At 66.8% G+C, this 25,358-nt stretch carries 22 protein-coding genes; 12 read left to right on the forward strand and 10 right to left on the reverse strand.

From position 1 onward, the window contains the following. Positions 1-103 precede the first annotated feature (103 nt). Both puuE and uraH read right to left on the reverse strand, forming a co-directional pair. Positions 104-1,528: an allantoinase PuuE gene (gene puuE, locus AC3WMA_RS20655; protein ID WP_492287225.1), complete on the reverse strand. Its 1,425-nt coding sequence runs from the start codon at positions 1,526-1,528 to the stop codon at positions 104-106. 6 nt (positions 1,529-1,534) lie between these two features. After that, positions 1,535-1,888, reverse strand: a complete 354-nt coding sequence (gene uraH, locus AC3WMA_RS20660; RefSeq protein WP_492287226.1) for a hydroxyisourate hydrolase — start codon at positions 1,886-1,888, stop codon at positions 1,535-1,537. Positions 1,889-2,103: 215 nt separating this feature from the next. Between uraH and AC3WMA_RS20665 the strand changes: the two genes are divergently transcribed. From AC3WMA_RS20665 to AC3WMA_RS20675, 3 genes are all read left to right on the forward strand, one after another. Continuing rightward, positions 2,104-3,489 (forward strand): nucleobase:cation symporter-2 family protein, encoded by a 1,386-nt coding sequence (locus AC3WMA_RS20665; RefSeq protein WP_492287227.1) that lies wholly within the window; start codon positions 2,104-2,106, stop codon positions 3,487-3,489. A gap of 38 nt (positions 3,490-3,527) precedes the next feature. Next, positions 3,528-4,763, forward strand: a complete 1,236-nt coding sequence (locus tag AC3WMA_RS20670; RefSeq protein WP_492287228.1) for a urate hydroxylase PuuD — start codon at positions 3,528-3,530, stop codon at positions 4,761-4,763. 314 nt (positions 4,764-5,077) lie between these two features. Further along, positions 5,078-7,573 (forward strand): hypothetical protein, encoded by a 2,496-nt coding sequence (locus tag AC3WMA_RS20675; protein WP_492287229.1) that lies wholly within the window; start codon positions 5,078-5,080, stop codon positions 7,571-7,573. 232 nt (positions 7,574-7,805) lie between these two features. Here the strand turns inward: AC3WMA_RS20675 and AC3WMA_RS20680 are convergent, their stop codons facing one another. Beyond that, positions 7,806-8,867, reverse strand: a complete 1,062-nt coding sequence (locus AC3WMA_RS20680) for an NAD(P)/FAD-dependent oxidoreductase (protein ID WP_492287230.1) — start codon at positions 8,865-8,867, stop codon at positions 7,806-7,808. A 157-nt stretch (positions 8,868-9,024) separates the two neighbouring features. After that, positions 9,025-9,453 carry a GlcG/HbpS family heme-binding protein gene (locus AC3WMA_RS20685; RefSeq protein WP_492287231.1) on the reverse strand — a complete coding sequence of 143 codons (429 nt, stop codon included), beginning with the start codon at positions 9,451-9,453 and terminating at the stop codon, positions 9,025-9,027. A gap of 178 nt (positions 9,454-9,631) precedes the next feature. On the opposite strand from AC3WMA_RS20685, the gene lysM reads away from it, so the two are divergent. The 6 genes from lysM to AC3WMA_RS20715 all read left to right on the forward strand — a co-directional run bounded on the left by lysM (position 9,632) and on the right by AC3WMA_RS20715 (position 15,805). Further along, a complete protein-coding gene (lysM, locus tag AC3WMA_RS20690) occupies positions 9,632-10,072 on the forward strand; it encodes a peptidoglycan-binding protein LysM (protein WP_257732329.1) in 441 nt (146 codons plus the stop codon). Positions 10,073-10,217: 145 nt separating this feature from the next. After that, positions 10,218-10,535 carry a rhodanese-like domain-containing protein gene (locus AC3WMA_RS20695; protein ID WP_492287232.1) on the forward strand — a complete coding sequence of 106 codons (318 nt, stop codon included), beginning with the start codon at positions 10,218-10,220 and terminating at the stop codon, positions 10,533-10,535. Positions 10,536-10,590: 55 nt separating this feature from the next. Continuing rightward, positions 10,591-11,550 (forward strand): DUF3829 domain-containing protein, encoded by a 960-nt coding sequence (locus tag AC3WMA_RS20700; protein WP_492287233.1) that lies wholly within the window; start codon positions 10,591-10,593, stop codon positions 11,548-11,550. 260 nt (positions 11,551-11,810) lie between these two features. After that, positions 11,811-14,120 carry a xanthine dehydrogenase family protein molybdopterin-binding subunit gene (locus AC3WMA_RS20705; RefSeq protein WP_492287234.1) on the forward strand — a complete coding sequence of 770 codons (2,310 nt, stop codon included), beginning with the start codon at positions 11,811-11,813 and terminating at the stop codon, positions 14,118-14,120. A gap of 130 nt (positions 14,121-14,250) precedes the next feature. Beyond that, the gene (locus AC3WMA_RS20710) at positions 14,251-14,682 is read left to right on the forward strand and encodes a c-type cytochrome (RefSeq protein WP_492287235.1); all 432 of its coding nucleotides are present in this window, start codon (positions 14,251-14,253) and stop codon (positions 14,680-14,682) included. A gap of 181 nt (positions 14,683-14,863) precedes the next feature. Beyond that, complete coding sequence (locus AC3WMA_RS20715) at positions 14,864-15,805, forward strand: c-type cytochrome (RefSeq protein ID WP_492287236.1); 942 nt, start codon at positions 14,864-14,866, stop codon at positions 15,803-15,805. Between the two features lie 7 nt (positions 15,806-15,812). Here the strand turns inward: AC3WMA_RS20715 and AC3WMA_RS20720 are convergent, their stop codons facing one another. Beyond that, positions 15,813-16,556, reverse strand: coding sequence for an SDR family oxidoreductase (locus AC3WMA_RS20720; protein ID WP_492287237.1), 744 nt, complete (start codon positions 16,554-16,556; stop codon positions 15,813-15,815). 102 nt (positions 16,557-16,658) lie between these two features. Here AC3WMA_RS20720 and AC3WMA_RS20725 point away from each other — a divergent pair, with 102 nt between their 5' ends. Next, positions 16,659-17,570, forward strand: a complete 912-nt coding sequence (locus AC3WMA_RS20725) for an AraC family transcriptional regulator (RefSeq protein ID WP_492287238.1) — start codon at positions 16,659-16,661, stop codon at positions 17,568-17,570. On the opposite strand, the gene AC3WMA_RS20730 is transcribed toward AC3WMA_RS20725, so the two are convergent. From AC3WMA_RS20730 to AC3WMA_RS20745, 4 genes are all read right to left on the reverse strand, one after another. After that, the gene (locus AC3WMA_RS20730; protein ID WP_492287239.1) at positions 17,567-18,736 is read right to left on the reverse strand and encodes a GGDEF domain-containing protein; all 1,170 of its coding nucleotides are present in this window, start codon (positions 18,734-18,736) and stop codon (positions 17,567-17,569) included. The genes AC3WMA_RS20725 and AC3WMA_RS20730 overlap by 4 nt on opposite strands. 177 nt (positions 18,737-18,913) lie before the next feature. Beyond that, positions 18,914-19,534 (reverse strand): helix-turn-helix domain-containing protein, encoded by a 621-nt coding sequence (locus AC3WMA_RS20735; protein WP_199091747.1) that lies wholly within the window; start codon positions 19,532-19,534, stop codon positions 18,914-18,916. Between the two features lie 99 nt (positions 19,535-19,633). After that, the gene (locus tag AC3WMA_RS20740) at positions 19,634-20,557 is read right to left on the reverse strand and encodes a DMT family transporter (RefSeq protein ID WP_336811489.1); all 924 of its coding nucleotides are present in this window, start codon (positions 20,555-20,557) and stop codon (positions 19,634-19,636) included. Positions 20,558-20,678: 121 nt separating this feature from the next. Further along, complete coding sequence (locus AC3WMA_RS20745) at positions 20,679-21,458, reverse strand: SDR family oxidoreductase (RefSeq protein WP_492287240.1); 780 nt, start codon at positions 21,456-21,458, stop codon at positions 20,679-20,681. 128 nt (positions 21,459-21,586) lie between these two features. Here AC3WMA_RS20745 and AC3WMA_RS20750 point away from each other — a divergent pair, with 128 nt between their 5' ends. Continuing rightward, a complete protein-coding gene (locus AC3WMA_RS20750) occupies positions 21,587-22,417 on the forward strand; it encodes a UDP-2,3-diacylglucosamine diphosphatase (RefSeq protein WP_492287241.1) in 831 nt (276 codons plus the stop codon). Further along, positions 22,417-23,529, forward strand: a complete 1,113-nt coding sequence (locus AC3WMA_RS20755; protein ID WP_492287242.1) for a glycosyltransferase family 4 protein — start codon at positions 22,417-22,419, stop codon at positions 23,527-23,529. The genes AC3WMA_RS20750 and AC3WMA_RS20755 overlap by 1 nt, the downstream gene beginning before the upstream one ends. Here the strand turns inward: AC3WMA_RS20755 and AC3WMA_RS20760 are convergent. Then, a complete protein-coding gene (locus tag AC3WMA_RS20760; protein ID WP_492287243.1) occupies positions 23,465-25,258 on the reverse strand; it encodes a cation:proton antiporter domain-containing protein in 1,794 nt (597 codons plus the stop codon). The two genes, AC3WMA_RS20755 and AC3WMA_RS20760, sit on opposite strands and share 65 nt — an antisense overlap. Positions 25,259-25,358: the final 100 nt, after the last annotated feature.

Raw genomic sequence — 25,358 nt, forward strand, 5'->3', positions numbered from 1 at the left:
CGGGCGGAGCGAAGCGCAGACCCGAGAACCTCAGGACCAGAGGGCGCTGGTTTCCGAGATGCTCGGGTCAAGCCCGAGCATGACGCGGTTGTGAAAGAAGGCCTCAGCCCGCCGGCAGCAGTTCCTTCAGCCGGAAGAGCGCGATCTTCTCGACCTCGGCCAGCGCCGTCGCGGTTTCCTGCTCAGGCGTATTCTTCAAGCGCGCGTCGAAGGCGGCGAGGATCCGGGCCTTGGTCGCGCCCTTCACCGCCATGATGAAGGGGATGCCGAAACGGGTCTTGTAGGACTCGTTCAGCGCCGTGAAGCGGACGCGCTCGTCGCTGGTGAGGCGATCGAGCCCGGCGCCGGCCTGCTCCTGCGTCGATTCAGGCGTGAGCTCGCCTGCGGCGGCGAGCTTGCCGGCGAGGTCGGGATGGGCGGTGAGCAGGGATTTCTGCTGCTCGGCCGAGCCCTTGCGCATGGCTGCGACCATCGCTGCGTGGAGGCTTTCCGCTGTGTCGTGGCCGGCGCCGATGCCGGCATCATGGGCCGCGTCGGCGATCCAGGGCGAATGCTCCCAGACGCGGCCGAAGACTTCGGTGAACAGCGCCTTCGGCAGCTTCGAGGGCACGTATCCGCCTTCCGGCGGCTGCGTCCTGACCCAGTGGCGGGCGATGTCGAGGCGGGTCGCAACCCAAACCCGCTCATGGCTCTGCACATAGTCGAGGAAGCGGGCGAGTGCGGCGGCGCGGCCCGGCCGGCCGACGAGGCGGCAATGCAGGCCGATCGACATCATCTTCGGCGCGGTCTCGCCCTCGGCATAGAGCGTGTCGAACGAGTCCTTGAGATAGGTGAAGAACTGCTCGCCGGTGTTGAAGCCCTGCGGTGTGGCGAAGCGCATGTCGTTGGCGTCGAGCGTATAGGGCACGGCGAGCTGCGGCCCCTTCGGACTGCTGAGCCAATAGGGCAGTTCGTCGGCATAGACGTCCGCCGTGTAGAGGAAGCCGCCTTCCTCCATCGTCAGGGGAATGGTGTTCTCGGAGGTGCGGCCCTGATAGCAGCCGAGCGGACGTTCGCCGGTGAGTTCGGTCTGGATGCGGATGGCTTCGAGGATATCGGCGCGCTCGCGCTCCTTCGGCGTGTCGCGATAGTCGATCCATTTCAGGCCGTGCGTCGCGATCTCCCAGCCGGCCTCCTGCATCGAGCCGACGATCTCGGGATAGCGCGCCAGCGCGCTGGCGACGGCGAAGACCGTGACCGGCATATTGCGCTCGGTGAACATCCGCCACAGCCGCCAGTAGCCGGCGCGGGAGCCGTATTCGTAGATCGACTCCATGTTCATGTGGCGCTGGCCCGGCCAGGGCGCGGCGCCGACGATCTCGGAGAGGAAGGCCTCGGAGGCGGCATCGCCATGGAGGATGCAGTTCTCGCCGCCCTCCTCGTAGTTGATCACGAACTGGACGGCGATGCGGGCCTCGCCCGGCCAGTGCGGATGCGGAGCAGCGCGGCCATAGCCCTTCATGTCGCGCGGATAGGTGGTCTGGCTCATGATGGTCTAGCTGCCGCGATAGGTGGAATAGCTCCAGGGCGAGGCCAGGAGCGGGACGTGATAGCGACCCTCCGGCTCGGCTATGCCGAAGCGGACGGGGACGAGATCGAGGAAGGCGGGGTCGGGCAGGGCGGTGCCGAGGCCACGGAAATAAGAGCCAATGGCGAAGGTCAGTTCATAGGTGCCGGGGACGAGCGTGCCCGAGAGCAGGGCGGCGTCGGTGCGGCCGTCGGCATTGGTCACGGCCTCGACCAGCCGCTGGCGCGAACCGTCGGGATTGAGACGGTCCAGCGTCACCACGATGCCGGCGCCGGGGCGGCCGTTCACCGTGTCGAGCACATGCGTCGAGAGATGTCCCATGATCCGTCACCCTCTTGATCCCGTTGGCGAGCACAGTAGCGGGACAACCCTTCCGGGCAAGGCGTCCGGGCCTGATCGCGGCGACAAAACCCGCTCGTCGCGATCAAAGCAGCTTTGACTTTTTGTTGACAATGCTCCCTCGACGCTGCCCGGCGTGCCGCTTTACGCTGCTTTCAGGTGCCGGAAAGGCGCCTCAAAGAAAAAGGGGAATGCCGATGGATGCCGCCGTCCGGAGCGAAAGGGTCGATGCGTCGACCGTCCACCCCGTCGATGAGGTCCTGCCCCCGCCCAAGTTGTTCGCGCTTGGGTTGCAGCATGTCCTGGTCATGTATGCCGGTGCGGTGGCTGTGCCGCTGATCGTCGGCCGGGCGCTGAAGCTGCCACCGGAACAGGTCGCGCTGCTGATCAATGCCGACCTGCTCGCCTGCGGCATCGCCACCCTGATCCAGTCGCTCGGGATCGGGCCCTTCGGAATCCGTTTGCCGGTGATGATGGGCGTCACCTTCGCGGCCGTCGGGCCGATGGTGGCGATGGCTTCCGATCCCGCGCTCGGCATCACCGGCATCTTCGGCGCGGTGATCCTGTCCGGCATCTTCGCCGTGCTGATTGCCCCCGTGATGGGCTCGCTGCTGCCGCTGTTCCCGCCGGTGGTCACGGGCTCGATCATCCTGATGATCGGCATCTCGCTGATGCGGGTCGGCGTCAACTGGGCGGCCGGCGCGGCGGCGCCGAACCTGCCGGGCTATGGCGAGCCGATCCATCTGGCGATGGCCGGTTTCGTCCTCGTCGTCATCCTGCTCATCACCAAATTCGCGCGGGGCTTCTTCTGCAATGTCGCGGTGCTCGGCGGCATCGTGATCGGCTGCCTCGCCGCGGCTTCGCTGGGCATGATGCATTTCGGCAAGGTCGGCCAGGCTCCCTGGTTCGCGGTGATCACGCCCTTCGCCTTCGGCTGGCCGACCTTCAACCTGATGGCGGCGGTGACGATGTCGATCACGATGATCGTGGTGCTGATCGAATCGGCCGGCATGTTCCTGGCGCTGGGCACGATGACCGGCCGCACCATCTCGCGCGACGACATGAACCGCGGCCTGCGCGCCGACGGCATCGGCACGGTCATCGGCGGCGTGTTCAACACCTTCCCCTACACCTCCTTCTCGCAGAATGTCGGGCTCGTCGGGGTCACCGGCGTGCGCTCGCGCTATGTCACGGTGGCGGGCGGGCTGATCCTGCTGGCGATGGGCTTCATGCCGAAGCTCGGCGCGCTGGTGGAATCCGTGCCGCTCTTCGTGCTCGGTGGCGCCGGCATCGTGATGTTCGGCATGGTGGCGGCGACGGGCGTGCGCATTCTCCAGAACGTCGATTATCAGAGCAGCCGCAACAATCTCTATGTCGTCGCCCTCTCGCTCGGCTTCGGCATGATCCCGCTGGTGGCGCCGACCTTCTTCAGCAAACTGCCGCATGGGCTGGACCCGTTCCTGCATTCGGGCATCCTGCTGACGGCGGTCGTGTCGGTGGCGCTGAACTTCTATTTCAACGGCATGAAATCGGCCGAGGCCGCGCGCCTCTCGGCGGCGCAGTCCTCGCACGGCTCCGAATGATCCGGCCGTCCAGTCCAAGTTTCTGAAAGTGTGAAGCGATGCTTGCAGCTTATCTGATGGAGTGGGGCGGCATGATGCTGCGCTGGCTCCATGTCATCACGGCGATCGCCTGGATCGGAGCCTCGTTCTTCTTCATCCATCTCGACGCCTCGCTGAAGGCGGCGGACGACATCCCGCCCGGCACCGGCGGGCGCGCCTGGCAGGTGCATGGCGGCGGCTTTTACGAGATGCGGAAATACATGGTCGCCCCGGCCGTGATGCCGGCCGAGCTGACCTGGCATAAATGGCAGAGCTACTGGACCTGGATCTCCGGCTTCTTCCTGCTGGTCTGGGTCTATTACGCCCAGTCCGAACTCTACCTGATCGACCCGGCGGTGATGCAGCTCTCGCCCTTCGCCGCGGGCGCGATCGGCATCACGGCGCTGGTGATCGGCTGGCTGATCTACGACCTGATGTGCAAGTCACCGCTCGGCAAGCATGACGTCCTGCTCGGGCTCGTCGGCTTCGGCTATGTCGTCGCGGCGAGCTGGGCCTTCGCCAATGTGTTCTCCGGGCGCGGGGCGCTGATCCATACCGGCGCGCTGATGGCGACGATCATGACCGCCAACGTGTTCTTCAACATCATGCCGGGCCAGCGGAAGGTGATCGCCGCGCTCACCGCCGGCGAGAAGCCCGATCCGAAATACGGCAAGGCGGCCAAGCAGCGCTCGACGCATAACAACTACATCACCCTGCCGGTGCTGTTCCTGATGCTGTCGAACCACTATCCGGTGACCTACGCCAATTCGAGCGTGATCCCGCTCCTGGTGGCGCTGGTGATCGTCGCCGGGGCATTGATCCGGCATTTCTTCAACATCCGGCACGGCGACCACGCCAAATCGCCCTGGTGGTGCTGGGCGGTGGCGATCCTGGCGCTCTGGCTCGCCTTCTGGGTGGCGATGTCGTCCTCGCCCGGCGGGCGCGAGCAGCTCGGCCTCAAAGCGCGCGACGCGGGCAAGCCCATCCTGCTGGCGGGGATGACGCTGCCGCCGACCGAGGTCTCGAATATCGTGACCGGGCGCTGCGCCATGTGCCACGCGCCGGAGCCATCCTGGCCCGGCATCCAGATCGCGCCGAAGGGCGTGATGCTGCACGAGCCCGAGCAGATCGCGATGCACGCCCGCGCGATCCGCACGCAGGCGGTGATGACCCATGCGATGCCGCCGAACAACCTCTCCGGCATGACCCCCGCCGAGCGCAAGGCGCTGGCGGGGTGGCTTGCGGCAGCGCGTTAACTCCGGAAAGCTTGTGCGGAAACGCGACGTCATCCCGGGCTTGACCCGGGATCAATCGTCGAACTCAGCGCCCTTCGATGGATCCCGGATCTGCGCTGCTTCGCAGCTTATCGGGGATGACGTGGTAGTTCCGTCGAAAGCGCCCTTCACACATCCCATTTCCGCTTTCTTCAGACTGTCATCAGCCTCGTTCACGGAGGCGTGATCACGTTCAGATTCGGTTCAGGTACGCAGCGCCATGGTCCAGCCACTGACAGGGCTGGAGACAGGATCCCAGAACGGGACCGTTCGTGCCGAGGACCGTGGGGGTCCAGTTGAGACGCGTTGATGCAAGGGGCGCCGGCTACCTGCTGGCGGCCATCGGTTTTGTCGTGGCATGGGGCATCCTGTGCTGGCCCTGGCTTTCGGGGGCCGTGACGATTCCGTTCGACGCCAAGGCGCATTTCCAGGCACAGGTGCAGTTCCTCGCCAACGCGATCCATACCGGCCAGTCGCCCTTCTGGAACCACAACGTCTTCGCCGGCTCGCCGCAGATCGCCGACCCCCAATCGCTGATCTTCTCGCCCGCGATCCTGCTCGCGCTGATCTCGCCGGAGCCGAGTTTCCGCGAGGTCGATGCCTATGTGCTGGCGCATCTGCTGGCTGGCGGGCTCGCGCTTCTGATGTTCTTCCGGGATCGCGGCTGGCACCCGGCCGGCGGCCTGATGGCGGCGCTGGTCTTCGCCTTCGGCGCCTCTGCGGCCTGGCGCGTCCAGCATGTCGGGCAGATCGCGAGCTATGCCTTCTTCGCCATCGCCTTCTGGCTGACGGCGCGAATGCTGCAACGGTCTTCGATCCTGTCGGGCGTCTTCGCCGGCCTCGCGGCCGGCATGATGGTGCTGGAGCCGGACCAGGTCGCGCTGCTCGCCGGCTATGTGCTGGTCGCGATGGTCGTGGCGCACTGGATTTCCGGCGGCTGGCCTGCCTTCAAGGCGAGCCTGCTGCCGATCACGGCCGCAAGCGTCGTCGGCGTTGCGGTCATCGCCATGCCATTGATCTGGACCTGGCTCTTCGCCGAGGCGACGACCCGGCCGGAGATCGATTTCGGGATCGCGGCGCGCGGCTCGCTGCATCCGATGTCGCTGCTCTCCGCCTTCGTCGGCGACCTGTTCGGGGCCAAGGACCCGGCCGTCGAGTTCTGGGGCCCTTATGGCGATGCGCGGGTGCTCTATCTCTCGCAGAACATGGCGCAGGTCTATTTCGGCGCGCTGCCGCTGCTGCTGCTGCTGGCGCCGGGCGTCACGCGCGGCTGGCTCTGGGACAAGTCGGTGCGCCCGCTGACGCTGATGCTGGTCTTCATGGTGCTGTTCGCGCTCGGGCGCTACACACCGCTGTTCCATCTCACCTATGAGTACCTGCCGGGCGTGAAGCAGTTCCGCCGTCCGGCCGATGCGACCTTCCTGATCGGCGGCATCGCGGCGATCCTCTCGGGCTATGTGCTGCATCGCATCCTGACGGCGGAGGCGGGCACTTCGTTCCGCCGCGACATGCTGGTCGGGGCGGCGCTGGTTCTCGGCACGATCGTGCTCGCGCTCGCGGTCTCGCGCGGCTGGGGCCATCTCGCCGACGCCTGGAAGCCGGTCGCGATGGCGCTGGGCTGGTTCGCGCTTGCGGGCGGGGCCTTCTTCATCCTGCAGCGCTGGCGCGGCGCGCTCGGCACGGCGGCTGCCGCCGTGCTGGTCACGGGCGTGGTCGCGGCCGATCTCGGCGTCAACAATGGCCCGAACGAATCGACGGCCCTCTCGCCGCAGATGTACGACGTGCTGGATTCCCGCACGAAGAACGACACGATCGCGCTGCTGAAGCAGTTGACCTCGCAGCCCGACGGCTCGCCGCGCCGCGACCGGGTCGAGCTGCTCGGCATGGGCTTCGAATGGCCGAATGCCGGCATGGTGCATGGCTTCGATCATACGCTCGGCTATAACCCGCTGCGGCTGGAGGACTTCTCCGAGGCGGTCGGTACCGGCGACGGCATCGCCCGCCCGGCCGACCGCAAGTTCACGCCGCTCTTCCCGTCCTATCGCTGCCGCCTCGCGAACCTGCTGGGCCTGCGCTACATCGCCTCGCCGGTTCCGATCGAGCAGGTCGACCGCGCCCTTGGCGAGAGCGACCTGACCCTGATCGCCCGGACCAAGCAGGGCTATGTCTACGAGAACCCGCGGGCGCTGCCGCGCGTGCAGTTCGTCGGCGGCTGGCAGTTCGCCGATTTCGAGAGCATGAAGCTGTCCGGTCGCTGGCCGGAGACCGACCCGACCCAGGCCGTACTGCTCGATACCGAGCCGCCGGTCGCGACGCCGGAAGGGCCGGTCGCCGTTCAGGCTGAGGTCAAGCTGACGCGCTATTTCAATGCCCAGGTCGAGATCGAGGTCACGACCCCGGTCGCCGGCTTCGTCGTGCTCAACGATATCTGGCATCCCTGGTGGAAGGCCGAGGTCGATGGCGTCGAGGCCGAGATCCTGCGGGCCAATGTGCTGTTCCGTGCCGTTCAGGTGCCGGCCGGCACGCATAAGGTGCGCTTCAGCTTCCAGCCGCTCTGGGGCGCGATCGCCGAACTCAGGGCGCGCATCGAGCCGCAGGAGCCGGACGACATGCTGCCGCCGGCGCCGCGCCACGCCGAGCCGCAGATCGTGACCGCGCCGGGCGAGATGCCGAAGCTGGCCGGCCCGTCCGAGAGCGTGCGCAATTCGCTGGGGCTGGGCACCATCCAGGGCCCGGCGGCGCGCAACGGCACGGCATCCGCGCATATTCCGGGCGACGCCGTCGCGCATTGAAAAAGCCGCGGCGGGTGCCGCGGCTTTCCTGCTTTCAGGGAACCGGTGTCATCCCGTGCGCGCTGCGGCGCGCAGTGCCGCTGCGCAGACACGGGACCGCTGTCAGGAAAAGGCGCTCTTGCGGAGGCCGTGAGGAAGGGAGCCCCAAGCGACACGCGGTCCCGTGTCTGCGCAGCAGCGTTTCACGCTGCGGCGTGCACGGGATGACACGCTTCCCTCTAGAAACGCTCGCTCAGGCGACGCCGAGCTTCTTCTGAAGGCTCGTCGAGGAGGTCGTGTACTGGAAGGTCAGCCGCTTCTCCGGATAGACGTAGCGGTGGACCTTTTGGGCGCAGAGCGCCGCTTCGTGGAAGCCCGAGAGGATGAGCTTGAGCTTGCCCGGATAGGTGTTGATGTCGCCGACGGCGAAGATGCCGGGCACGCTGGTCTCGAACTTCTCGGTATCGACCGGAACGAGGTTCTCGTTGAGGTTCAGGCCCCAGTCGGCGATCGGGCCGAGCTTCATCGTCAGGCCGAAGAAGGGCAGCAGTGTATCGCAGGCGATCTCGAAGGGCTCGTTGTCGGTGCCGCGGCAGACGACCGCCTCGAGCTTGCCGTTCTCGCCCTTCAGGCCGGTGACCTGGCCGAGCTTCATGTCCATCTTGCCGTCAGCCACGAGGCTGCGCATCTGCTCGACGGAATGCGGCGCGGCGCGGAAATCGTCGCGGCGATGCATCAGCGTGACGCGGTTGGCGATGGGCTGGAGGTTCAGCGTCCAGTCGAGGGCGGAGTCGCCGCCGCCGACGATCAGAATGTTGCGCCCGCGGAAGGCCTCCATCTTGCGCACGGCGTAGAAGACCGAGCCGGCCTCGTAAGCCTCGATACCGGGAATCGGCGGCTTCTTCGGCTGGAAGGAGCCGCCGCCGGCGGCGATGATCACGGTCTTGGTGTCGAAGACGGTGCCGGCATCGGTGGTGACGCGGAAGCGCGGTGCATCAGTGGTGCCGGTTGGCTCCACGGCCTCGATCATCTGGTTGAGATGGAAGGTCGGCCCGAACGGCTTGATCTGCTCCAGCAGGTTGTCGACCAGCGCCTGGCCGGTGACCATCGGAAAGCCCGGGATGTCGTAGATCGGCTTCTCCGGATAGAGCTCCGCGCATTGCCCGCCGACCTTCGGCAGGATGTCGACGAGATGGGCGCGGATATCGAGCAGGCCGAGCTCGAAGACTGCGAAGAGACCGCAGGGGCCGGCACCGACGATGACAACGTCGGTGGTGATGACTTCGTTTTCGTTGGCGGCAGCCGCTTCGCTCATGATTCTACCTTCGAGCCGGTCCAAACTGTCCGATTTAACGAACCCGCGCGGAGGACATGAGGCTTCGAAGGCCGGTTGGCAAGTGCAAAGTGCGAAATCGGCGCGGCGACCGGGGAGGGGAAAGACCCTTCTCTTTTTCCCGGTCGCCGGAGTGGATTCAGGCTCCCGTATCGGCCTTGAGCCCGGCGGCAGTGATGCCGGCGCAGGCGGCGGCCTCGTCGTTGTCGGAGGTGTCGCCGGAGATGCCGACCGCGCCCAGCAGCGCGCCCTCGGGCGAGCGGATCAGCACGCCGCCGGGAACCGGCACCAGCGAGCCGCCGACGGCATGGGTCGCAGCCTCGACGAAATAGGGGCGGTCCAGCGCCATCTTGTGCAGCGCGCGCGAGCCGACGCCCAGCGCGACCGCGCCATGCGCCTTGCCGAGTGCGATCTCGCCGCGCTTCAGGCTGGTGCCGTCCTGCGCGGCGAAGGCCTTCTGCGCGCCGCGTGCGTCGAGCACGGCGATGGCGAGCGGCTTGAAGCCGTTGGATTCGGCATGGCCGAGCGCGGTCTCGAGAATGGTCTGGGCCTGGGCGAGGGTCAGCATGGGGAAACTCCGCTTTCGTGTGCGACGTTCTTGCCAGCCGCAGGCGGTGCGGGAAAGGCCGTTTGGCCTCGCTTTTCGCGAACGGCGCTAGCCGGCAAGCAAAACACCTTTTCCCTGCCGACTTGCATAGGGCCGCCCGACAGGGCTTGATAGCGCCGCGACACGCGGAGGTTTACTCATGGGTCTGTTCAGTTTCATCAAGGATGCCGGCGCCAAGATCTTCGGCGGCTCGGCCAAGGCGGCGACCGCCGACGATCTGCAGAAGGAACTTGCGGGGCACGGCCTGCCTTCCGACGTCAATATCCAGATCGACGGCGACAAGGTGAAGGTGTCCGGCAAGGCCGTTTCGACGGAAGAAGCCGAGAAGATCATTCTCGCGCTCGGCAACACCACCGGCGTGGCCCAGGTCGAATCCGACCTCGCCGTGACCAAGGAAGCCGCCGCGGCGGTGTTCTACACGGTGAAGAAGGGCGACACGCTCTGGAAGATCGCCGAGGAGCATTACGGCAAGGGCCAGGGCGCGAAATACACCGAGATCGTCAAGGCCAACACGCCGCCGGTCAAGAATCCCGACCTGATCCAGCCGGGCTGGGTCCTGCGGATTCCGCCGAAGGCCTGATTCCTTCAGTGACAGAGCAGCCGCGCGCCTTGCGCCCGCGGCTGCTTTTCGTTTTGGAATCCCGGGAACGCGGCCGAACGGTGGCGCTTCCCGGGATGCCGCCCTATCTCAACGGCTCGCCTGACCGAGCTGGAGTGGCCTGCCCATGATCGTGAAAGACCTCGATATCGACGCCGTGAAGGCGGGCCTGGGCGACGGCTCCATCCTGCTGGTCGACGTGCGCGAGCCGCATGAATTCGCCGCCGGGCATATTCCGGGCTCCGTATCGCGCCCCCTGTCGCAATTCGACCCCGCCGACCTGCCGAACGAGCCGGGCAAGCGCATCGTGCTCTCCTGCGCGGCGGGCGTGCGCTCGCGGCGCGCGCTCGAATTCGCGCAGTCGGCCGGGCTCGACATCGACAGCCATTATGCCGGCGGCTTCAAGGACTGGCTGATGCATGGCGAGCCGGTGACGCAGGATTGATGGCTTCAAGCCCGATCCGCGCCCCGCGCCGCTTGCAAGACTAAGGATAAGGACCATGCTGACCCGTGTATTCTTCTACGGTGCCGTTTGTGCCACCGCGCTCCTTCTGGCGACGCCCGGCGCGGGCTGGGCGCAAGGCGTGGCGACGATGCCGGCCGGCAGCGCCAGCAAGGCCGCAGACGACGACCTACAGGCCGCGATCACCAAGTCGAACGCCTATACCGGGCTGATGAACCGCACGCTGCGCGCGATCCAGTCCTGGGAGCGCTATGGCAGTTGGGTCGACATGAAGAAGGGCCCGACCGGCAAGGAGCGCTACATCACCTACGGGCTCTACAGCCTCTATGACGTCGCCAGCGAGACCAAGAAGGCCGAGGAGGCGATGGCCCGTGAGCCGAAGCTGCCGGCGATCGACGAGACCATGGGCCGCTATATCAAGGCCTATCAGGAGCTGGCGCCGCTGATCACCAAGGCCGAGCGCTATTACGACCGCAAGGACTATCGCGACGACAATCTCGTCGAGGGCCAGAAGCTGCATGCGCTGATGGTGCCGGCGGCCAGGACCTTCCTGGAGGAGCGTTCCAAGCTCGACGCGCTGATGCGTGTCTACAAGCGCGGTCTCGACCAGCGCGAGCTCGCCTCGGTCGAGCAGCGCGAGGGCAAGTCGGCCCGCTGGCAGGTGCGCAACATCATGATCAACGCGCGCGCTGTCATGGACCTGATGCCGAGCAACGAGAGCCCGATCGTCGATCTCAAGTCGTTCAACGCCGCGGTCGCCGACTATGCCGCCGCGGTGCGCGAGATGGACGCGTTCAAGGACAAGGACCCCAAGGGCGTGCCCTTCATCGAGAGCCAGGCCAGCTCCTGGCTCGGCAAGCTTCGCGATTTCAGCGACAAGCTCGCCAAGAGCAAGGGCGATGTCCGGCGCGGCGCGGCCAACGACGCCAATTGGATCGTCAGCAACTACAACACCATGGTTTCGCTCTCGGAGACGGCCGTTCGCATGTCGCGCTGAGATCGATGCGTGCGGCGCATTCCCGGCGCGTGATGCGCCGGGGCTGACGTGGCGCGTTTTATGCTCCAGTCTTTCATTGGACTGTTTGGAAAAGAAGCCCTCATCCTGAGGAGCCGCATCAGCGGCGTCTCGAAGGATGGTCCAGGAGGCTCCGGAACCATCTGGAGCATCCTTCGAGACGCAAGCCTTCGGCTTGCTCCTCAGGATGAGGGCTCGACAGTTTCCGGATCGGCTTTCAGACCAAACTGAGGATATGCCTCATGCGTCCCATGAAATTCGGTTTCGGCCAGCCGGTGCGGCGGGTCGAGGATCAACGCCTGACCACCGGCACCGGCCGCTATACGGACGACATAACCGCAGACGGCGCCCTGCACGCCTTCGTCCTGCGCTCCCCTTACGCCCATGCCCGCTTCGCCGTCGCGGATGTCGAGACCGCCCGCAAAATGAAGGGCGTCAAGCTCATCCTGACTGGCGCCGACGTCTCCCAATACGGCGACCTGCCCTGCAAGGGGCATGTGAAGACGACCTCCGGCGAGATGTCGAAGTCGCTGCCGGTCCCGGTGCTGCCGACCGATACGGTCCGCCATGTCGGCGAGGCCGTCGCCTTCATCGTCGCGGAGACGCTGGCGCAGGCGCGCGACGCGGCCGAGGCGATCACGATCGACTGGGACCCGCTGCCGGCCATAACCGGCATCGCCGAGGCGCTGGAGGCGGATGCGCCGCAGGTCTGGCCCGACCGGACCGGCAATGTCGCCTTCGAAGCCGAGCAGGGCGATCGCGAGAAGACCGAGAAGGCCTTCGCCAAGGCGGCCCGCACCGTGTCGCTCACCGTCGTCAACAACCGGCTCGCCTCCAATTACATGGAGACGCGCGCCTGCATCGCCGAATACGACAAGGCCGACAAGCGCTGGACCCTGACGTTGGGCAGCCAGGGCAGCCACGGCATGCGCGACCTGATCGCGACCTATGTGCTCAAGGTCGATCCCAAGCGCATCCGCGTGGTGACGCCGGATGTCGGCGGCGGCTTCGGCACCAAGATTTTCCTCTACCGGGAATATCCGCTGGCGATGATCGCGGCGGAAAAGCTGAAGCGCCCGGTGCGCTGGGTCGCCGATCGCAACGAGCATTTCCTCGCGGACACGCATGGCCGCGCCAATCTCGCGACGGCGACGATGGCGCTGGACGCCAAGGGCAAGTTCATCGGGCTCAAGGTCGATCTCTCGGCCGAGATGGGGGCCTATCTCTCGCAATATGGGCCCTTCATCCCCTGGGTCGGTACGACGATGACGCCGGGCTGCTACAACATCCCGGCCGTGCATGTCGTGTTCCGGGGCGTACTGACCCACACCACGCCGGTCGATGCCTATCGCGGCGCCGGTCGTCCCGAGGCCGCCTATCTGATCGAGCGGCTGGTCGATGCGATCGCGCGTGAGACCGGCAAGACGCCGGACGCGGTGCGCGCCCAGAATTTCGTCAAGCCGTCGGAGATGCCGCATAAGACGCAGACCGGCCCGGTCTACGATTCCGGCGAGTTCGAGGGCCATATGCGCCACGCCATGGAGGTCGCCGACTGGAAGGGCTTCAAGGCCCGCCAGAAGGCCTCGGCCAAGGCCGGCAAGATTCGCGGCATCGGCCTCGCCAGCTATATCGAGGCCTGCGGCGGCGGCGGGCCGGAAAGCTCGACCGTGATCCTGGAGAAGGACGGCACCGTCACCGTGCTGATCGGCACGCAGTCGAACGGGCAGGGGCATGAGACGGCCTATTCGCAGCTCGTCTCGCAGCATCTCGATATCCCGATGGATCGCATCCGCGTCGTGCAGGGCGATACCGACCGGGTCGAGACCGGCTCGGGCACCGGCGGCTCGCGCTCGATTCCCGTGGGCGGCGCGGCGCTCGACAAGGCGACGGGCATCCTGACCGATAACCTGAAGCAACTCGCTTCCGAGAAGCTCGAGGCTGCCGTGGGCGATCTCGAGATCGTCGACGGCGCGGTGCGGATCGTCGGCACCGACAAGGCGCTCGGCCTTGCCGCCATCGCGGCCTTGCCGGGCGCAACGCCGGCCCTGCTCAAGGTCCACCAGAGCTGGCAGCCGCCGGAGGCGACCTATCCGAACGGTACCCATGTCTGCGAGCTGGAAATCGATCCCGGCACCGGCGGCACGGAGATTCTGAACTATGTCGTGGTCGATGATTTCGGCGTGACGCTGAACCCGCTGATGCTGCAGGGGCAGGTCCATGGCGGCTCGGCCCAGGGCATCGGACAGGCGCTGATGGAGGAGATCCGCTTCGATCCGGACGGGCAGATGCTGACCGCAACCTTCATGGACTATGCCCTGCCGCGCGCCGTCGATATCCCGAACTTCCATTTCGAGACGCGCAATGTCCGCTGCCTGACCAACGCGATCGGCGTGAAGGGTGCGGGCGAGGCCGGCGCGATCGGTGCCTGTCCGGCGGTGATGAATGCGGTTGTCGACGCGCTCGACCGGGCGGCGGGCATCAAGGCCATGGACATGCCGGCGACGCCACTCAAGGTCTTCACGGCCCTGAAAGAGGCTGGCTATCGGCTTTGACGCAAGGGCATTCTTGCGGTTCTGCAAGCCTTCTCACGCAAAAGCGACTTGGCGGTTGCGCGATCATCGTTTGATCTAGACAAGTTCAAAAGAGCGCCATTCGGCGCGAACTGGTCTCAGGGGGAACCGAATGATCCGCACCGCTCTCGTTCTTGCCGGCCTCGGGCTCGGCCTCACTGCCGTGATGGCGCAGTCGAACCCGATCGCGGAACGCAAGGACGCGATGAAGGCGGTCGGCGCGGCGACGCGCGATGGTGCCGCGATCGCGAAGGGCGAAGTGGCCTTCGATGCCGCCAAGGCGCAGGCGATCTTCAAGACCTATGCCGATGCGGCCAAGAAGGTGCCCACCCTGTTCCCGGATTCCTCCAAGACCGGCGGCGAGACCACGGCCAATCCGAAGATCTGGGAGGATCAGGCCGGGTTCAAGGCTGCCTTCGCCAAGTTCGAGACCGATGCGGCGGCCGGCGCGACCGTCGCGAATCTCGACGGTTTCCGCACCGCCTTCGGCGCGGTGACGAAGAATTGCGGCACTTGCCACGAGGTCTATCGCATCAAGAAGTGACCGGCCTCACGGCTGGTTCGGCAAGCGGGCGCCAGCGATGGCCGCCCGCTTTTTTGTCGCCACCGAAGCCTTCGCGCCCTGCGGGCGTTGAAAACGAGCCAGTTTGGAATTGCTGCGTTTTGAGGGTTGCCGATGTGAGGCCGGCCCGTCCAATCTGTCGACCTGCCGACGGGAGACCTCGATGCTGTTGCTGCGCCGCCTTTTCGTGACCCTCGTGCTGCTGGCGGTCGTGGGCTTCGCGGGCTTCTACGTCCTGACCGATCCGCGCGTGGTCTCGCCTTCGCCGGAGATCGGCGCACTGCCGGCGGCGGATGTCGAGAACGGCAAGCTGCTGTTCAACGCGGGCGGCTGCGCCTCCTGCCATGCCACGCCCGGACAGGACGACAAGCTCAGGCTCGGCGGCGGGTTGGCGCTCGAATCGCCCTTCGGCACGTTCCACGCGCCGAATATCTCGCCGCATACGCGTGACGGCATCGGCAACTGGGGCGTGCAGGACTTCGTCGATGCGATGGCGGCCGGCGTCTCGCCGCGCGGCCAGCATCTCTACCCGTCCTTTCCCTACACCTCCTACCGGCTGATGCCGCCGAAGGCTCTGGCCGACCTCTTCGCCTATATCCGCACGCTGGCGCCGGTCGAGGGCAAGGCTGCGCCGCACGACCTGTCGTTCCCGTTCAACATCCGGCGTATGGTCGGAGGCTGGAAGCTCTTGTTCTTCGAAGGCGCGCCGTTCCGGCCCGACCCGACGAAGAGCGAGGCCTGGAACCGCGGCGCCTATCTCGTCAACGGCCCCGGTCATTGCGCCGAGTGCCATTCCGCCCGCAATGCGCTTGGCGCCATCGTCCCGGCAACGCGGTTCGCCGGCGGGCCGGACCCGGAAGGCAAGGGCTGGGTGCCGAACATCACCCAGTCCGAGACGGGGCTGGCCAAGTGGTCGAAGGAGGAGATCGCCGAGCTCCTGAAGACCGGCTTCACGCCGGGCTTCGACAGCGTCGGCGGCTCGATGGCCTCGGTCGTGCGCAATATCGCGCAATTGCCCGAGGCCGACCGGATGGCAATGGCGGAATACCTGAAATCGCTGCCGGCGATAGAAGGTCCGGCACGGCCGCAGGCCAAGGCGCCCTGAGTGGGCCTCAGCTCGCCTTCGCCAGCGCGACGGCATCGGCGCCGGCCGGGAAGCGGAATTGGCCTGACGTATCGTTCACCGCCAGCCAGATCGTCTCCGCGACATCGCTCTCGCGGGTGACGAGGGGCGGATTGGCGAAACCGGCGAAGATCGGCTCGGCGAAACCCGCATAGGCCGGCGGGATCAGATCCTGGACGCGGACTTCTGCATTGTGGGCGAAGCGCGTCGTCGGGGCATAGCCGGGCTCGACCAGCTTCACGCGGATGCCGAAGGCGCCGAGTTCATGGGCGAGCGAGCCGGTGAAGCCTGTGATCGCGGTCTTGCTGGCAGTATAGGCCGCGGCCAGCGGCATGGCGGCGAGCGTCACGCTGGAGGTCACGTTGACGATGATTCCGGCCCGGCGCTCGCGGAATTGCGGGATCACTGCCTGCGTCATCGCCATCGCGCCGAAGGTGTTGGTTTCGAAGACCTTGCGGATATGGGCCATGGACGTCGCCTCGAAGGCACCGACGACGCCGACACCGGCATTGTTGACGAGCGCGTCGATCGGGCCACTTTCGGCCAGGGCGGCGGCGATGCTGTCGGGATCGGTGACGTCGAGCGCGAGGATGCGCATCCGCTCGGACACCGGCAGGAGATCGGCGCGGGGCCTGCGCATGGTGGCGATGACGTTCCAGCCCTTGGCGTGGAAGTGGCGGGCGGTTTCGAGGCCGTAGCCGGAGGAGCAGCCGGTGATCAGGACGGTCTTCATGGCGGTTTCTCTCTTGCGCTTGGGGTTGACGCCGGCGAGATAGCCGTGCTGATCTGAACTATCAGCGATGATAAGTTCAAATTTCGTTTGCAAGAGTTCGGAATGACTGACCCGTTGTCGCAGGTGATCGCCTTGCTGCGTCCCCAGGCGGTGTTCGCGAAGGGCATCAGCGGGGCCGGGCGTTGGGGCGTGCGCTATGCCGCCTTCGGACAGCCCAGCTTCTGCGTCGTGCTGGAAGGAAGCTGTCGGCTCGCGGTCGACGACGAGGGGCCGGTGACGCTGGAGGCTGGCGATTTCGTGCTGCTGCCGGCGACGCCGGCCTTCACGCTCTCGGGTTTCGAGCCGGTGACGCCTCGGCCGATCGATCCTCAGGTCGCGGTATCCCTCACCAAGGAGGTGCGCCATGGCACGCAGGACGGCCCCGCCGATGCCCGCCTGCTTGGCGGCTATTTCCTGTTCGATACGCCCGATGCCGCGCTGCTGCTCTCGCTGCTGCCGCGGATGATCCATATCCGCGGGGTGCCGCGCCTCACGACTTTGGTCCGGCTGGTGGCGGAGGAGGCGGGTGCGGACAGTGCCGGGCGCGATCTCGTGCTGGCTCGGCTCGTCGAGATCCTGCTGATCGAAGCCTTGCGGGCGGCACGCAGCCATGAAGCACCGCCCGGCCTGCTGCTCGGGCTCGCCGATCAGCGGGTGGCTGATGCGCTCCGGCAGATCCATGGTCGGCCGGAGCGGCCCTGGACGGTGGTCGAGCTTGCGCGCAGCGCCGGCATGTCGCGCACCGCCTTCTTCGAGCGCTTCATGCGCAAGGTCGGTTTGCGGCCGATGGAATATCTGCTGGCCTGGCGGATGGCGCTGGCGAAGACCCTGCTCGCCGGCGGCGACCTCGCGCTCGACGAGGTCGCGCGGCAGGTCGGCTACGGCTCGGCCAGCACGTTCAGCACGGCCTTCAGCCGCCATGTCGGACAGCCGCCGCGCCGCTATGCGCGCGGTGGTCGAGGCGAAAACGTCTAGGCCGCCTTCGCGACCTGCTCTGGCTTCGCGACCTCGATGCGGTTGCGGCCGAGCATCTTCGCCCGGTAGAGGGCGCGATCGGCGGTTGCCAGAAGCGTCGCGAGGTCAGCCTCCCGCCCACAGGCTTCGGCGAGGCCGATACTGACGGTCGCGGGGATGCCGGGCCCGTCATGCCGCATGGCCGCTTCGGTGAAGCGCCGGGCGATGTCCTGGCCGATCGCATGGGCATCCGCTCCCGTCGTATCGGGCAGCAGAATCGCGAACTCCTCGCCGCCGAGCCGGGCGCTCATGCTGCCGGGAGCCACGACCTCGCGCGCGATATCGGCGAACAGCTTGAGGATACGGTCGCCGGCATCGTGGCCGTAGCGGTCGTTGATGGCCTTGAAGTGATCGAGGTCGAAGGCAAGCAGGGCATGCGGGGCGTATTTCCCCGCGTGGCTCAGGCGACGTGGCGCAAGCTCGAAGAAGCCTTGCCGGTTGTTGAGGCCTGTCAGGAAATCGGTGCGGGCGGTCGCCAGCAGGTTGGCACGATCCTCCTCGCGCACGAGGGCGAGCAACGACATCGGCATCGCGACGGTGAATAGCACCGCCTCGTACATCGTGATCTCCGCCACCAGCGGCAGCACGTCGTCGCCGTGGATCGAAGCGATGATCGGAACGACGAAGGTGCGGGCGGCGTAGAACAGGGCGTGGCAGGCGAAGGTCGCGACCGCGACAGGGCGAGAGCGCAGGGTCCGCACCGTGCGGCTGCGCAGCAGCGCGAAAGCGGTCAGACCGCAGACGACAGCGATCGGCAAGGCGCTGACATGGTTCCAGAGCAGCCCTGCCGCGCCGGCTCCGGCGGCAAACCAGGCCGTGCAGATAGCCGCGAGCAGGACGGCGATCAGGAGGCCGGGCAGCTTTCGTCCGTCCAGTGCCAGGACGCCCTGGAACACCAGGAGGTAGCCGAGCATCATCACGACATTGGTGATGGCCGGGCCGGCGACGCCGGGTAGCGTGTCGCGGTTCAGCGCCAGCACGCAGCCGATGACGAACACGCCATAGGCCGAAGCCCAGAGGCCGAGTTCGCGCGAGCGCTGGCCATGGCCCTTCCGCTCCCAGAAGGTCATGATCGCGGCGAGGACCGCCGTTCCTGTCGTGAGATACCAGAGGGTCGCCAGATCCATCGGTATCGCCGTCAGCGCTGCCGACGTTCGGTTTCAGGCATGATCAACTGCTCCCAACACGCCCAACCCAAAGGCGATCTAACCGAGAGAAGTTAACTCCAGCTTGTGGTGATGCCCGCAGTAGGTACGGGAGGAGGGAATAACGGGCCGGCGTCGTCAGGCGGCGCCGGACGTCGCCTATTCCATCACGGCGGCCTTGAGGATGCAGACCATCAGGGCGGTGCCGGGTTCGTTGCCGACACAGCGGACGACATGGCGGCGGTCGCAGCGGTAGCGCAGCGTCTCGCCGGCCTTGGCGCGCTGGACGATGTCGCCGACTTCGACCTCGAACTCGCCCGAGGTCACCGAGAGCGATTCGATCGAGCCGCGCTGATGGCCTTCGGAATCGAGCTCGCCGCCGGGCTCGGCGCTGACCTCGTACCATTGCAGCCACTCGACCGTCTTGATCCAGCCGACGATGGCGAGGCGCAGCTTGCCGTCCTCGGAGACGAGGATCGGTGTGTCGGCGCGGGTGGTCTTCTCGATGAAGGGCTCTTCCTCGCCGCTGGAGAGGACGCGCTCGATCGAGATGTCGAGCGCCTGCGACAGCCGCCAGATCGTCGCCAGCGTCGGATTGGTCTCGTTGCGCTCGATCTGGCTGATGATCGACTTGGCGACGCCGGATTGCTCGGCGAGGTCGGAGAGCGAGAAATTATAGGCCTTGCGCAGGCGCTGGATCGTCTTGCCGAGCTGGCCGGAGATGACCTGAGCCCCGGATTCAAGCTCCCGCCCGCCGCGCTCCTTGGTCTCGATTCCCATCCGTCCGGCCCCTTTTCGACTGCGATGTCGTTTGTAGCGACGGACGATCGTTTGAACAAGCGAACTGTGCCGGACGCGGGGCCGGCGGTTCGTTCATCCTCAGGTCATGCGGCTGGGGCCGACCTCGCGCTGCTCGCGGCGGGCGAGGCCGAGCTGGCGCTCGCGCAGGATCACATAGATGCCCGACACGATGACGATGGTCGCGCCGATCAGGATCGCCAGGGCCGGCCATTCGCCGAACCAGAACCAGCCGATGGCGACGGCCCAGAGCATCGTCGAGTATTCGAAAGGCGCGATCAGCGAGGCGTCGCCATAGCGATAGGCCTGCACGATCAGGATCTGGCCGAGCCCGCCGAGGATGCCGATCAGGACCATCATCGCTGCGTCCGTGAGATCGGGCATGTTCCAGCCGAGCAGGATGGTCGAGAGGCCAAGCAGGCTGGTCAGCAGCATGAAGTAGAAGACGATGGCGCCGGTGCGCTCGGTCGCGGTCAGGAGCCGCACCTCGACCGAGGCGAAGGCCGAGCAGAAGGCGCCAGCGAGCCCCAGCATGGCCCCGAGCGCCGCGTTGCCGCCGACCGGATGGGCGCCCGCGCCGAGATGCGGCGAGAGCATGATGAGCACGCCGACGAAGCCGATCGTCACCGCGCTCCAGCGGTAGATGCGCACCTTTTCCTTGAGCACCAGCGCGGCGAGCACCACCACGGCGAGCGGCGCGGCATAGCCGATCGCGACGGCTTCCGAGAGCGGCAGGAACTGCAGGGCCGCGAAGCCGCAGAACATGCCGGTCGAGCCCATGATGCCGCGCTTGAGATGGCCGCGCAGGTTGCTGGTCTTCAGCGCTGCCGGAAGCTCCGAGCGCCATGCCAGCCAGATGAGCAGCGGAATCATCGCGAAGAAGGAGCGGATGAAGACGATCTCGCCCGTCGGGTAGCGCGTCGAGATCGACTTGATCGCCGCCGACATCAGCGTGAAGGCCAGTGCCGAGACCAGCTTGAGGGTGATGCCGAGAAGAGGGGACAAAGCACGCGGCCGAAATAAGGGGACGGTTTCGAGCGAAACCGTCCCTGTTTAGACCATGTCCAGGCCGGGAAGCGAAGCGTGAACTCTGCAACCCGGCTAGGTCATTGGCGTGGGAGCGGCCTCAGAACGTGCCGCGGAAGGCGCCGCCGTCGATCAGGAAGTTCTGGCCGGTGATGTAGCCGGCATGGGCGCTGGCGATGAAGCCGCAGAGCTTGCCGAACTCGTCGGGCGTACCGAGGCGGCCGGCGGGAACCGCGGCGAGCCGGTTCTTCTTGGCCTGCTCGATGCTGATGCCCTGCATCTCCGCGACCTTGTTGGTGGCGGTCTTGATCCTGTCGGTGTCGAACACGCCCGGCAGGATGTTATTGATGGTGACATTGGCATGCGCGACCTCGCGGGCGACGCCCGAGAGGAAGGCGGTGAGGCCGGCACGCGCAGCCGAGGAGACGTCGAGCCCGGTCAGCGGGGTCACGACGCTCGCCGAGGTGATGTTGATGATCCGGCCGAACTTGCGCTCGATCATGCCGTCGATGACGCGCTGAACCAGCTCCAGCGGCGTCGCCATGTTCTGGACGACGCCTTCGAGCAAGCCGTCGCGCGTCACCTGCCGGAAGGGCTTGGGCGGCGGGCCGCCATTGTTGTTGACGAGGATGTCGGGATTCGGCGCCGCTGCGAGCAAGGCATCCTGGCCAGCCTTGGTCGAGACGTCCGCGACGACGGCGATGACGGTCGCGCCCGTCGCGGCGCGGATCGCGGCTGCGGTGGCTTCCAGCGTGGTGGCGTCGCGGCCGTTGATCACGACGGTGCAGCCGGCCTGCGCCAGCGCTTCGGCGCAGCCGCGGCCCAGCCCCTTGCTGGAGGCGCAGACGATGGCCGTGCGGCCGGCAATTCCCAGATCCATGGTGTTCTCCGATCAGCGTCGCAAATTGCGCGGCGCGTAGCCTGAGCATGGATTGGTCGCGCCGTCATCAAAGCGCAACGCAAATCAGACACACGGCCCTCGCATCGCAGCAGCAGGGGCTGACCGGCATGAGCGACGAGGATAACAGCAAGCGGGTCCGCAGCATCTTCATCTCGGATCTGCACCTTGGCACCCGTGGGGCGCAGGCCGATCTCGTGCTGGAGTTCCTGCGCGCCTATGATGCGCCGCAGATCTATCTCGTCGGCGACATCATCGACGGCTGGCGCCTGAAGAGCGGCTGGTACTTCCCGCAGACGCATAACGACGTGATCCAGAAGCTGCTGCGCAAGGTGCGCAAGGGCTCGAAGCTGATCTACGTCACCGGCAACCACGACGATTTCCTGCGCGACTTCACCGGCCTGCAGTTCGGCGGAATCACGCTGGTCGACGAGATCGTCCACGAGACCGCCGACGGCAAGCGCATGCTCGTCATCCATGGCGACCTGTTCGACCTCGTGGTGCGCAACGCCAAATGGCTCGCGCTGCTCGGCGACTGGGCCTACACGGTCGCGCTGGCGCTCAACATGGCGATCAACCGGGTGCGCCGTGTGCTGCGCCTGCCGCACTGGTCGCTCTCGGCCTGGGCCAAGGCCAAGGTCAAGAACGCCGTGAACTATATCGGCGAGTTCGAGACCTGCCTCGCCGCCGAAGCGCGCCGCCACAAGGCCGACGGCGTGATCTGCGGCCATATCCACCATGCCGCGCATCGCGAGATCGAGGGGCTGACCTACATCAACACCGGCGACTGGGTCGAAAGCTGCACCGCCTTCGTCGAGCACGAGGACGGCCGCTTCGAACTGATCCGCTGGCCGCAGGGCCGGGTGAACAATGCGCCTGCCGCACCGGTCACGATGCCGGCGCGACCAGCCCCGGTCCGGGACCTGATCGAGGCCGCGTGATGCGTGTTCTCGTCGCGACGGATGCGTGGCGGCCCCAGGTCAACGGCGTCGTGCGATCGCTGGAACAGATGATCCAGGCGGCACCGGGCCTCGGCATCACGGCGCAGGCGCTGACGCCGGAGGGTTTCCATCAGGTCGGCCTGCCGAGCTATCCGGATATCCGCCTCGCCCTGGCGACGCGCCGCGCGCTGGCGGCGCGCATTGCCGATTTCGGACCTGATCATATCCATATCGCGACCGAAGGGCCGATCGGCTGGCTGACGCGGGCGATCTGCCTCGCCCAGAAGCGGCCGTTCACGACGAGTTATCACACCCGCTTCCCGCAATATATCGCGGCACGCTGGCCGATCCCCGAGAGCTGGAGCTACCGCCTGCTGCGCCGTTTCCATGGCCCTGCCGCCGCCGTGATGGTCTCGACCGCGACGGTGGAGGAGGAGCTGCGCCAGCACGGCTTCGAGAATCTGGTGCGCTGGGGGCGCGGCGTCGATCTCAGCCTGTTCCATCCGCGCCCGCAGAGCCTGCTCGATCTGCCGCGGCCGATCTTCCTCTATGTCGGGCGGGTCGCGGTCGAGAAGAATGTCGAGGCCTTCCTGTCGCTCAAGCTGCCGGGCAGCAAGGTCGTGGTCGGCGACGGGCCGGCGCGGGGCGATCTCGAACGCGCCTTTCCCGAAGCGCGCTTCCTCGGCCTGAAGGAGGGCGAGGAGCTGGCCGGGATCTATGCCTCCTCCGACGTCTTCGTCTTCCCGAGCCTGACCGACACATTCGGCATCGTCCTGCTGGAGGCGGCGGCGAGCGGTTTGCCTGTCGCGGCCTTCCCGGTGCAGGGGCCGCGCGACGTGTTCGCCGGCAGCGCGGCTGCGGTGCTGGACGAGGATCTGCGCAGTGCCGCGATGCAGGCGTTGAGGGTGCCGCGCGAGGCCTGCCTGGAGCTGGCGGCGCGCCATAGCTGGGCTGCGAGCGCCGCGCAGTTCTATGCCCATATCCACCGCGTGGCGCGCGAGGCTGGCTATTTTCCGCGCGAGCCGGAGCCCGTCACGACCACGACGCTCACAGCCTTCGCGAGCGGGCGTGGCGGGGAAGGGCGCGGGCTGCCGCATCGCCTGCCGGCTTGAGCTGGGCGCGGAAGCCGTCGCGCCGCTCGTGAACCGAGGCGATGACGAGGCCCATCGGCACGCCGAGCCCGACCAGAGCCGCTTCCGACAATTGCAGGCTGGCCTCGATCGTTTCCGGCACCGCGTCGTTCACGCCGAGCTCGTAGAGATGGCGGGCATGGGTCGCATCGCGGGCACGGGCGACGATGACGATGTCCGGCCGCAGCGAGCGCGCCGCGAGGACGATGGCATCGACGGCGCGGGGATTGTCGATCGTGACGATCAGGGCCGTGGCCTCTTCCAGACCGCACAGGCGCAGGAATTCGGGTTTGGTCGCATCGCCGTAATAGGCGGGGCGGCCGGCACGCCTTTGCGCGGTGATCAGCGAGGCATCCGCGTCGATGACGATATGGGACTTGCCGTGCTCGTCCAGCATCGAGCCGACCAGACGTCCGACGCGCCCCCCGCCGACGACGATGGCGCGCGCCGTGTGGTCGTCCGGCGGCAGGATGGCGGCTTCGTCGGGCAATATGACGGGCGTCGCCAGCTTCTGCGCGAGGTTGCGGGCGATGCGGGCCAGCAACGGCAGGGCAACCATGGTGAGCGAGACGGCGGCCAGAACGATGCTGGTGGCGCCGGGGTCGATCAACTTGGCGCCGGTCGCAGCGTTGAGCAGCACGAAGGCGAATTCGCCGCCCGGGGCGACCAGGATCGCGGTTTCGAGGGCTGTCGCCGTCGCCAGCCGGAAGCGGCGCGCGAGCCCGAAGATGATGGTGCCCTTGACCAGCACGAGCCCGGCCGCGCCGCCGAGGATCGCGACGGGGTGAGCCGCGATATCGGCCGGGTTCACGCCCATGCCGACGGTGAGGAAGAAGACGCCGATCAGCAGCGACTTGAACGGGTCGATCGTGACCTCGATGGCGCGACGGAACTCGGTTTCGGCCAGCAGTAGTCCCGCGATGAAGGCGCCGAGCCCCATCGAGAGGCCTGCCGCCGCCGCGATCAGGCCGGTGCCGAGCGCGGTCAGGAGCGTCGCCGCCATGAAGCTCTCGGTCGAATCGGTCGAGGCGACCAGCCGGAACAGCGGGCGCAGCGCCAACCGGCCGATGACGACGATGATCGCGATGGCGACGAAGGCCTTGATGAAGGCCTCGGCCAGACCGGCGAGCAGCGAGCCTGAGCCGTTCTGCGCGTCGAGCACGCTGATCAGGAAGAGCAGCGGGATGACGGCGAGGTCCTGGCAGAGCAGGATCGCGAAGCTGGAGCGGCCGGCCGAGGTCGTCATCCGCTTCTTCGCGGCCAGCAATTCGACGACCATCGCGGTCGAGGACAGAGCGAGGCCGAAGCCGATGATGAGCGATGCCGCTGCGGGTTGCCCGAGCGCATAGGCGAACAGCCCGATCGCCGCGGCGCAGAGCCCGACCTGGCCGAGGCCGAGGCCGAAGACGAGCCGCTTCATCGTCATCAGGCGCTCGAAGGAGAGTTCCAGCCCGATGACGAAGAGCAGGAAGGCGACGCCGAGCTCGGCCGGACCGGCCAGCGCCTCGGCATTCGAGACGGTGATCGTGCTCAGCAGCGGAATCGTGGAGACCAGGCCGCCAAGGCCGAAGGGGCCGAGCAGGGCACCGCAGGCGACGAAAGCGATGATCGAGTTGACCTTGAGGCTTTTGGCCAGCGGCACGACCACGCCGGCCGTCGCGAGCACGACGACGGCGTCCTTGTAGACGGAAGGGTCGACTGTTCCGGCCAAAAGGGCTGACCTTGCGATTCGAGGGCTTGCGGGATGCGCCGGCAATTCTTGCGGTTTGCGGCGGCGCAGCACAACCTTGGAATCGTCATGGCGGGCAGAA

It is taken from the genome of Allobosea sp. FW305-C-101 (assembly GCF_058783685.1).

Coding starts and splice junctions, on each gene's coding strand:
- puuE (WP_492287225.1), bottom strand. CDS start 1,528: ATGAGCCAGACCACCTATCCGCGCGACATGAAGGGCTATGGCCGCGCT.
- AC3WMA_RS20745 (WP_492287240.1), bottom strand. CDS start 21,458: ATGGATCTGGGAATTGCCGGCCGCACGGCCATCGTCTGCGCCTCCAGC.
- AC3WMA_RS20750 (WP_492287241.1), top strand. CDS start 21,587: ATGAGCGACGAGGATAACAGCAAGCGGGTCCGCAGCATCTTCATCTCG.
- AC3WMA_RS20695 (WP_492287232.1), top strand. CDS start 10,218: ATGATCGTGAAAGACCTCGATATCGACGCCGTGAAGGCGGGCCTGGGC.
- AC3WMA_RS20665 (WP_492287227.1), top strand. CDS start 2,104: ATGGATGCCGCCGTCCGGAGCGAAAGGGTCGATGCGTCGACCGTCCAC.
- AC3WMA_RS20710 (WP_492287235.1), top strand. CDS start 14,251: ATGATCCGCACCGCTCTCGTTCTTGCCGGCCTCGGGCTCGGCCTCACT.
- AC3WMA_RS20755 (WP_492287242.1), top strand. CDS start 22,417: ATGCGTGTTCTCGTCGCGACGGATGCGTGGCGGCCCCAGGTCAACGGC.
- lysM (WP_257732329.1), top strand. CDS start 9,632: ATGGGTCTGTTCAGTTTCATCAAGGATGCCGGCGCCAAGATCTTCGGC.
- AC3WMA_RS20705 (WP_492287234.1), top strand. CDS start 11,811: ATGCGTCCCATGAAATTCGGTTTCGGCCAGCCGGTGCGGCGGGTCGAG.
- AC3WMA_RS20735 (WP_199091747.1), bottom strand. CDS start 19,534: ATGGGAATCGAGACCAAGGAGCGCGGCGGGCGGGAGCTTGAATCCGGG.
- AC3WMA_RS20670 (WP_492287228.1), top strand. CDS start 3,528: ATGCTTGCAGCTTATCTGATGGAGTGGGGCGGCATGATGCTGCGCTGG.
- AC3WMA_RS20725 (WP_492287238.1), top strand. CDS start 16,659: ATGACTGACCCGTTGTCGCAGGTGATCGCCTTGCTGCGTCCCCAGGCG.
- AC3WMA_RS20730 (WP_492287239.1), bottom strand. CDS start 18,736: ATGGATCTGGCGACCCTCTGGTATCTCACGACAGGAACGGCGGTCCTC.
- AC3WMA_RS20685 (WP_492287231.1), bottom strand. CDS start 9,453: ATGCTGACCCTCGCCCAGGCCCAGACCATTCTCGAGACCGCGCTCGGC.
- AC3WMA_RS20715 (WP_492287236.1), top strand. CDS start 14,864: ATGCTGTTGCTGCGCCGCCTTTTCGTGACCCTCGTGCTGCTGGCGGTC.
- AC3WMA_RS20700 (WP_492287233.1), top strand. CDS start 10,591: ATGCTGACCCGTGTATTCTTCTACGGTGCCGTTTGTGCCACCGCGCTC.
- AC3WMA_RS20680 (WP_492287230.1), bottom strand. CDS start 8,867: ATGAGCGAAGCGGCTGCCGCCAACGAAAACGAAGTCATCACCACCGAC.
- uraH (WP_492287226.1), bottom strand. CDS start 1,888: ATGGGACATCTCTCGACGCATGTGCTCGACACGGTGAACGGCCGCCCC.
- AC3WMA_RS20720 (WP_492287237.1), bottom strand. CDS start 16,556: ATGAAGACCGTCCTGATCACCGGCTGCTCCTCCGGCTACGGCCTCGAA.